We start from the raw sequence: 8,191 nt of genomic DNA, 5'->3' as shown, positions 1-8,191 counted from the left end.
CTGCGGTCCCGGCGCCGGGGTGGAGCTGCGGGGGTCCTCCGTGTCGTCCGGCTCCTCGACCCGACTGAGGATGGCCGTGGTCGAGCGGCCCTGGGGCAGTCGGGGGGCGTAGGGCGGCAGCGGGTTCGCCGGGTTCTTCGGGGGGTGTTCCCCGTCCCGGTCGTCCTGCTCGGCCGTCGGGGGCTGCTGCGGCCGGACCGGCTGGCCGGGCCCCTGCGGAGGGTGCGCGGCGGAGGCGGTCTGTCCGGTCCGGTGGGGTGGCGGAGGTTGCCGGTCGACCCGGGGATGGTCGGGCCGGGAAGGATGCGGCGCCGGGGGCTGCCCCGGGGTGCCGTTCACCGGGGCGCCGTTCCTCCCGTTCACGGGGGCGCCGTTCGTGGAAGCTCCGTTCACGGGAGCACCGTTCACCGGAGCGCCGTTCGTCGGGCCACCGTCCCTCCGGGGCGCGGTCGCGGGCCCGGGCGCCGGATGCATCGGCCCTGCGGGGCCGGGACCGGCGGGTGGGTGTCCGGCGTCGGGAGCCGGCCGTCGGACCGCGGGCGTCGCGGGGGTGGACTCCTCACCGGCGGGAACGTGCGGTGCCCGGACATCGGATCCGGGGTCCTGCGGTGCCCACGGCCGGTGCGACGTGGGAGCGGAGGCATCCGGTGCCGGGTACGGCTCCCCGGTCTCCGGTGCCGGTGCGGCCGGGGGAGGTGGCTCCGCCGACTGCTCCTGCACGGCCTGCTCCTGCGCCGTCGGCTCCGGCTCGGGGAGTACCGGTTCGGGGGGTTCCGGGGCGGCGCGGGAGTGCCGTGCGCGGGTGTCGGGGGAGCCGGTGGAACGGTCCGGTTCCGGGTCCCGGTCCACGCGGGCGTGCCGGGAGCCGGAACGCCCGTCCGTGGGGCCGTCCGCCGACTGCCGCTCGGCGGCGTGCCGGGCGACGACCTCCGAGACGGTGATCCCGCCGTTCTCGTCGAGGGAACGCCGCCGACGGCGTTGTGACTCCTCCCGGTTACGCCTGGCCCGGGCCCGCCATTCCTCCGCTTGAGAGGTGACTCCGGGAGTGCCGCGGTCGTCGGACACGCACGCTCCCTTCACACTCGGTTCCCCCATCCGGGGAATCTGATGACGCCAGTTGTTGTGATCGTCGCGAGGACGGCCTTCGTTATCGTACGGATATCCGCCGTCCGGGACGACACCTCGGGCGAACTTTTTCACCGAGCGTCGCGGTGACGTGCGTCAGGGGGCCACGATGAGGCGAGCCCGAGTAGGCCTCTCAGGTGTTTCGCGGGGTATGAGGGAAGACACACCGTAAGTTCGTCGCTCTCTGTAATCGCGCGCGCCATCCGCCCACCGCTCGTGGAGGCCGTGCGAACTTGACATACGTCACCCACCGACGGGTTCGGCGGTGCGGGCGGCCCGGAACGGGGCCGGTGGCCCCTTCCCGCCCTCGGACACCGCCCGTGGTCGGGCGCGGTCAGCCGCCGGAGTGCATCACGTCGGCCCCCTCGGGCACACACGGGTCGTCCGGGTCGTCGAGCCAGCCGTGCGGCAGGGTGACCTTGCCGGGCGAGCCCTGCCTGCCCCGGGGGCCGAGGGCGTCGGTGGGGAACGGCGCGGAGTGGTCGAGCTGGGCGATCAGTTCGTCGAGTTCGTCGAGCGAGGACACCATCGAGAACCGGCGGCGCAGCTGCGAGCCGACGGGGAAGCCCATGAAGTACCAGGCCATGTGTTTGCGCAGGTCCCGCATCGCCTTGTCCGGCCCGTCGTGCTCGACGAGCAGTTCGGCGTGCCGACGCAGCACGCCGGCCACCTCGCCGAGCGACGGCCCGTCGGGGACCGGCCTGCCCGCGAACGCCGCCTCCAGCTCGCCGAACAGCCACGGCCTGCCGAGGCAGCCGCGGCCCACGACGATCCCGTCGCAACCGGTCTCGGCGACCATGCGCAGTGCGTCGTCGGCGGTGAAGATGTCGCCGTTGCCGAGCACCGGGACGGTGGTGACCGCCTCCTTGAGCCGGGCGATGTGCGACCAGTCGGCCTGGCCGGAGTAGCGCTGCGCGGCGGTGCGCGCGTGCAGCGCCACCGAGGCCGCCCCCTCGGCCTCGGCGATGCGTCCCGCGTCCACGTAGGTGTGGTGGTCGTCGTCGATGCCGACGCGGAACTTCACCGTGAACGGCACGCCCGCGGGCTCCGCGGCCTCGACGGAGGCACGGACGATGTCGCCGAAGAGCTTGCGCTTGAACGGCAGCGCCGCGCCGCCGCCCTTGCGGGTCACCTTCGCCACCGGGCAGCCGAAGTTGGCGTCGATGTGGTCGGCCAGCCCCTCCCCGACGATGATCTTCACGGCCTCCCGCATCGTGGCGGGGTCGACGCCGTAGAGCTGCATCGAGCGGGGGTACTCGCCCTCGTCGAAGGTCATCATGTGCCAGGTGCCCGGGTGCCGTTCCACCACGGCGCGGGCTGTGATCATCTCGCACACGTAGAGCCCCGCGCCGTACTCCCGGCACAGCCTGCGGAACGCGACGTTCGTGATCCCCGCCATCGGGGCCAGCACGACGGGCGGATCCACCTCGTACGGGCCGATCCGCAGGGTCTGTGCAGGCACGGGCCGCGCCAACTCCTCCACGCTCATCCCCCCGATTGTCCCCGACCCGCCCGGCCACCCGGCCGCGGGAGGGTGCCGTGAAGGACTCCTTCCCTGCACCGGACGCAGTGAAGGGGGCCCTCGCGGCGTCGGACGCAGGGAAGGGGTCCTTCACGGCGAACCGGGGTGCGGGATGTCGGGTCAGGCAGCTCGGACGATCTGGCTGATCGGCTGGGGGCGGTCGTGCACCCGAACCATCGACAATGCTGTACGACTGCGCACGCCAGTGTGTGGCATCGCCGGAGGGCGGTCAGCCGAGGCTAGTGGTGAACTTCGCGAGTGCGCTCGCCAAAGTTGTGTCCAATACCTCGGTAACGTTTTCCCAATGAGTTTCCGCTTCATCCTCCCACATCCAGGTGACGGTCTCTGTGGGGGAGGAAACGACTGCTACGTCCGCGGCTGAGGTGCGATCGTTCTGGTTCTCGGCGCCGAGTATCTCGGCGTAGACCGTGAGGGTCAGAACCCCCGTTTCACCGGTTCCCACCTTCTGCAGAAAAACGAGGTAGCGTAACTCCTGTTCGAAGGTCAAGACTTGGAGTCGTGTCCACCAGGTTCCCTGTTTGAGGTTGACGAAGAAATCCACACTCCGTGCGGCATGGATGACCTGTCTGCGCCAGTAGTGTGCCTCATCGCTCGGTGGGGCGGCGTACCTCACCGTGGCGCGCGCGTTCGGGTCTATGTCCGACCGTAGTAATCCACCGATTTTCTCTCGCATGTCGTCGAGCCAGTTTCTGACGCGGTGGTGCAACGCGAGAGCCAGAGCGTTCGCCTTTTCCGCTCGATCGACCGTTCCGCTCGCGGTGTGCAGTTCCCGTAGTCTCCCGATCCCAGCCTCGAGGACTGCGATAGCTCCTCCTCCGCCTGCGAGGGCGTGCTCGGCAGCTACTGGCCGTTCGAGCTCGCTGCGAAGTGCTACGATTTCGAGTTCGGCGAAAAACCGGATCAACGGCCGAAGATCACCGTCGTTCGCTTTGTCGAGGCATTCGAGATATTTGTTCCGCTCGCGGCGATCTACCACGAGGGGAGCCAGATCGTGTTTCAATAGAGTGAGCAAGGAGAGGCAGCGAGCAACTCGCCCGTTCCCGTCCTCGAACGGGTGGATGCGGACGAATCGGTGATGCAGCCATGCGGTGCGAACGATCGGATTCTTATCCGAATAAGTGTGGTAGAGTCGCACGAGCTCATCGATATCGGAAGAAACCTGCTCGGGAGGTGAGTATTGGAGAAGTGAGCCATCCGGTCTGGTGACGTGGTTGACCTGCTTCTTCCATTCCCCGTGATGCAGTGTCGCCTCGAAGACGATGCCTTGGGAACTGGTGGCGGTATAGGTCGCTTGTCTGCTGGTCAGTGCGACGTGCAGTTCCTTGATCAAGGAGGTCGAGAGATCTCGCCCCTCTCGGGCGCACCTCGCAAGGAACTCGAGGGTGTCGTATTGGGATCGAACGACTTCGAGTACGTCTTCGCTCACGGATCCCTCGCTCGCGCGAGCGACCGCGTCGGCAGTGATTCCCTCTGCGACCAGCGCTTCGGTGACGCCCCAATCGATATCGTAAAGACGTTCGATGATTCCCGTTTCGATGGCATGGCGGCGCAGCGACCTGCGCCTCGCCTCTTGGAAAGCCTCGTCGTTCGACGACACGGCCGCCTTCCAAGCCCTCTGCAGCGAGGTGACGGAGTCCAGGACGGAGTGGATATCACCGTTGAAGTGTGGGATCGGTGTTACCGCATCGAATGAGAAGTCACGCGAGGTCACATCGCGAAGGATAGTCGCGCAGGGGGCTTGTCGAAGGTTGCCGCGCCGATGCTGGGCCCCTACTGCTGGCCAGGAACCGGGGGGCGGATGCTGCCCCCCGGTTCGGGCTCAGAAGTCGACGTCGAGGCAGGCCAGGCGGTCGCCCGCGACGCCCGCCTCGCCCTCGTCGGTCAGGGTGTGGTGTTCGTGGAGGACGACCGAGGACGGCCTGCGCTCGCCGAAGGACCACTCGACCGGCGACTCGACCTCGGCGGCGCCGGTGTCGTCGGTGGTGAAGTCGAGCCAGATCTCGTTGTCCGGGTTGGCATAGGCCGGGTCGGTGGACGGCTGGTCCGGGTCCTGCCGGTGCTGGTAGTGGCCGCCGGCGTCGGCCGGGTCCGGGCCGCAGGGGTCGGTGTGCACGTGGGCGCCGTATTCGCGGTCGGCGCGCAGGCCGTCGACCTCCAGCTCGACCACCGTGCCCGACGAGGAGCCCTCCACCGAGACCACCCGGGCCGTGGACCCCACGGGCACGAGGTCCTGCCGGTAGGTGAGCGCGGCCGGGTCGTCGGCACCCTCGCCGGGTGCGTCGAACGTGCCGTAGGCGGCGGTCACCGTGATGCCGGTGAACGGCAGTTGCACCGAGTCGGTGCCGCCGGTCAGGGCCGACCCGGCGACGTCGGTGGCGTCGGAGAGCGTGCGCCCGGTGTCCGTGCCGTCCGGGTCGTCGTCCTGGGCCGTGGCGAGGCCCGCCCCGCCGAGGGCGAGCGCGGACAGCAGCGCGGTCGTGGTGAGTGTCGTGGTGAGCACTGAGGATGTCGTTCGGTTTCGCATGGTGACTGCTAACCAGAAGTGACCGGACGTCGCAATTCGTGGTCACCTGCCCGGGTGGTCCCGCGGAGTGGTCCGGTGCCGCGTCCGGCGGGGCCCGCCTCGTAGCCTGGGCGGCGTGACTTCGACGGCGGGAACGGGTCGCGCCGCGGGCGTCGACCGGACGTGGCTGGTGGCGATCGCGGCGGCGTTGTGGGGCACCGACGGTCTGCTCCGGCAGCCGCTGGCGCAGGATCTCCCCGCGGGGAGTGTGGTGTTCTGGGAACACCTGATCGTGGCGGCCGTGCTGCTGCCGCTGCTGCCGTCGGCGGTGCGGGCGCTCGCCCGGTGCGGGCCGCGCGAGTGGATCGCCGTCCTGGTGATCGGAGGCGGGGCCTCGGCCGCGGCGACCGCGCTGTTCACCATGGCCTTCCAGACGGGGGACGCGGTGACCCCGCTGGTGCTGCAGAAGATGCAGCCGCTGTTCGCGATGCTCGCCGCGGTCGTGCTCCTCGGGGAACGGCTGCGTCCCGGATACCTCCTGTTCGCCGTGCCCGCACTGGCGGGTGCGTGGATGCTGGCCTTCGCCGACCCGTTCGACGTCCACGTCGCCGCGCTGCACACGGCACTGCTCGCGCTGGGTGCGGCCGCGCTGTGGGCGTCGGGCACCGTGCTGGGACGTTTCGTGTCGGCACGGCTGCGGCCCCGGGACGTGACGGTGCTGCGGTTCAGCGTGGGGCTGCCGGTGGCGGCCCTGTTCGTCGCGGGCCGGGACGAGCCGTTCGCGGTCGGCTGGGAGAACGCGCCGGGGCTGCTCCTGCTCGCGCTCGTGCCCGGGCTGGTCGCGCTGAGCCTGTACTACGTGGGGATGGTGACCACCCCGGCCGCCAGGGCGACCCTGGCCGAGTTGGCCTTCCCCGCCACGGCCGCGGTCATCGGCGTGACCGTGCTCGGGGAGACCCTGTCCACGACCCAGTGGCTCGGCCTGGCCGTGCTGGTCTGCTCCGTGACGACGCTGGGCTGGCACGAACGGAGCCGCAAGGACGAGCCGGTCGTCCTGCCGACGGACCCGGTCCGCCCGGAGCGGGTGTCCCCGTGAGCGAGACGGGGGAGTCCCGCGACGTGCAGCTCGCCCGGAACCTGAGCGAGCTGCTCGGGGAACTGCGGGTGGCGCAGGCCGGGGTGCAGATCCTGTTCGGGTTCCTGCTCGCCGTCGTGTTCACCGGGCCGTTCCGGGAGACCGGGGACTTCGAGAAGGTGCTGCACCTGGTGACGGTGCTGTTCACGGCGGCGTCCACCGCGCTGCTCACCGCCCCCGCCACCTGGCACCGGGTGCTGTTCCGCGAGGGGCGCCGCACCGAGATCCTGCGGGTGGGCAACCGCATGGTCGTCGCGGGCCTGGTGTGCCTGGCCGTGGCGATCACCCTGACGGTCTCGCTGATCGCCAAGGTGGTCTACGGGACGGTCGTGATGCTCGTGCTCGCCGTGGTGACCGCGGTGCTGTTCACCGTGCTGTGGTTCGTCGTCCCCGCGCTCCTGCGCGGCGGCGGACGCAGCTCCTAGCGCTGTCCGGCGCCGGCGCGTCCGGGGAACCGGCGCCGGTCGGAGACCTACTCGTCCTCGTCGGCGAGGTAGGGGTGCAGTGCCCGCCCGTCCGACTCGCCCATGGGGGCGAACCAGCGGTCGAAGGCGAGGTCGGGCGCCAGGTCCTCCTCGGCCACGTCGTACAGCAGCTCGTGCCGGGTGTCGGTGAGGGCGTGCGCGTTGAACGCGGCCAGCGCCTTCGCCACGCGCTCACCGTCCAGCACGTCGGCGAGGTCGAGTTCCACCTCCGCCCGGCACTCGGCGATGTGCAGGGCCAGCGCCTCGGCCACGCACATCGGGGACCGCCATCCCGGCCTGGTGAGCCGGTGGCCGAGCAGGGCGGTGGCGACGAGGAACTGTTTCGCGAACAGCGCCGTGTAGCGGTCGGCGAACTGCTGGGGCAGTTCGTCCAGCGCCCACAGCGCCTCCACCTCGTCGGCCGTCGCGTCCTCGTCGTCGAGCAGCTGGATGTCGGCGAACAACTCGTCGGTGAGCATCTCGACGCCGTGCAGCAGCGCGCCCGCGACCGAGCGGGCCTGCTCGTCGGTCAGGTCGGTGCCGAACACGGACGGGTCGAACGCGCCCAGGTGCGCACCCGACCGCAGCAGCCGCGCGCGCCGGTCGGCGATGTCGCCCTCGCGCTCCGTCGACACCGGGTCCACCCAGCCGCCGAGGGTGGTGCCGGAGGTGTCCTCGAGGTCGCCACCGACCGGCCCGCCGAGTCCCCCGGGTCGGTCGGGGACACCGTCGTCCGGCCCGGCCGAGGCGGCCAGCGCGCTCTCCAGCTGGTCGTCGGTGGCGGTGACCGCACAGTGCCCGACCTCCCAGCCCTCCAGCAGTTCGGTCTCGGCCACGGTCTGTTCGAGCACGGCGCGGGTCGCGTCCTCGGCGAACGCCAGCGCGGGGGCGTCCAACAGCCAGTACATCCGCACCCCGCGCGGATGCGCGGTCAGTGAGTGCTCCATCGGGGTGATCTCCACGCCGTCCGGTCCCTCGATGCCGACCAGGGAGTTGAGTCGCTGGTCGAGCAGCGACAGCACGCCGACCTGTTGCAGCGCGTCGAGGTCGGGCAGCTCGGAGGGGGCGGCGAGCTCGGCGGTGAGTTGGTACTCCACGGTGCGCAGTGTGCCACGATCCGCCCCCCGGACACCCCCGGGCCGACGCCGTCGCGCCGGTTCTCAGGCGGCCACGGCCGGTTCGGCGTAGCCGAGCGCGGCGAGCTCACCGCGGGTGGAGACACCGAGCTTCGGGAACGCCTTGTAGAGGTGGTGCCCCACCGTCCGCGGGCTCAGGAACAGCCTGCTCCCGATCTCCCGGTTGCTCAGCCCGCGCGCCGCGAGGGCCACGACGCGCGCCTCCCTGGCGGTGAGCGTCGCCGCCGCACCGTCCGGGGGAGACGGCGTGGCCGGGTCGGTCGTCGTGGCGGGGGTGGCTTCGCG

7 protein-coding genes and 1 pseudogene are annotated in these 8,191 nt (G+C 70.8%); 2 read left to right on the top strand and 6 right to left on the bottom strand.

Annotated elements, in window-relative coordinates; genetic code table 11:
• From SACPADRAFT_RS33890 to SACPADRAFT_RS0211775, 4 genes and pseudogenes are all read right to left on the bottom strand, one after another.
• Positions 1-393: pseudogene (locus SACPADRAFT_RS33890) on the bottom strand (hypothetical protein); the annotation flags it as partial.
• Between the two features lie 1,066 nt (positions 394-1,459).
• Complete coding sequence (gene dusB, locus SACPADRAFT_RS0211790; RefSeq protein ID WP_007025568.1) at positions 1,460-2,614, bottom strand: tRNA dihydrouridine synthase DusB; 1,155 nt, start codon at positions 2,612-2,614, stop codon at positions 1,460-1,462.
• A 262-nt stretch (positions 2,615-2,876) separates the two neighbouring features.
• Positions 2,877-4,379, bottom strand: coding sequence for a Fic family protein (locus SACPADRAFT_RS30515; protein ID WP_007025569.1), 1,503 nt, complete (start codon positions 4,377-4,379; stop codon positions 2,877-2,879).
• Positions 4,380-4,487: 108 nt separating this feature from the next.
• Complete coding sequence (locus SACPADRAFT_RS0211775; RefSeq protein WP_007025570.1) at positions 4,488-5,192, bottom strand: superoxide dismutase family protein; 705 nt, start codon at positions 5,190-5,192, stop codon at positions 4,488-4,490.
• Between the two features lie 169 nt (positions 5,193-5,361).
• Here SACPADRAFT_RS0211775 and SACPADRAFT_RS0211770 point away from each other — a divergent pair, with 169 nt between their 5' ends.
• Both SACPADRAFT_RS0211770 and SACPADRAFT_RS0211765 read left to right on the top strand, forming a co-directional pair.
• Positions 5,362-6,267, top strand: a complete 906-nt coding sequence (locus SACPADRAFT_RS0211770; protein WP_007025571.1) for a DMT family transporter — start codon at positions 5,362-5,364, stop codon at positions 6,265-6,267.
• On the top strand, positions 6,264-6,731 hold the full coding sequence (locus tag SACPADRAFT_RS0211765; RefSeq protein WP_007025572.1) for a DUF6328 family protein: 468 nt from the start codon (positions 6,264-6,266) through the stop codon (positions 6,729-6,731). The genes SACPADRAFT_RS0211770 and SACPADRAFT_RS0211765 overlap by 4 nt, the downstream gene beginning before the upstream one ends.
• 47 nt (positions 6,732-6,778) lie before the next feature.
• Here SACPADRAFT_RS0211765 and SACPADRAFT_RS0211760 read toward each other — a convergent pair whose 3' ends face one another.
• Together SACPADRAFT_RS0211760 and SACPADRAFT_RS0211755 are read right to left on the bottom strand one after the other, a co-directional pair.
• On the bottom strand, positions 6,779-7,867 hold the full coding sequence (locus SACPADRAFT_RS0211760; RefSeq protein ID WP_007025573.1) for a hypothetical protein: 1,089 nt from the start codon (positions 7,865-7,867) through the stop codon (positions 6,779-6,781).
• Positions 7,868-7,930: 63 nt separating this feature from the next.
• Positions 7,931-8,191 (bottom strand): response regulator transcription factor (locus SACPADRAFT_RS0211755; RefSeq protein ID WP_007025574.1); only part of this gene is annotated, 261 nt, incomplete at its 5' end.

This window comes from Saccharomonospora iraqiensis subsp. paurometabolica YIM 90007, from assembly GCF_000231035.2.
GTDB classification, from domain to species: Bacteria; Actinomycetota; Actinomycetes; order Mycobacteriales; family Pseudonocardiaceae; genus Saccharomonospora; species Saccharomonospora paurometabolica.
Note: the sequence above shows the minus strand (reverse complement) of the source record. Positions and strands in the feature narration are given on the sequence as shown.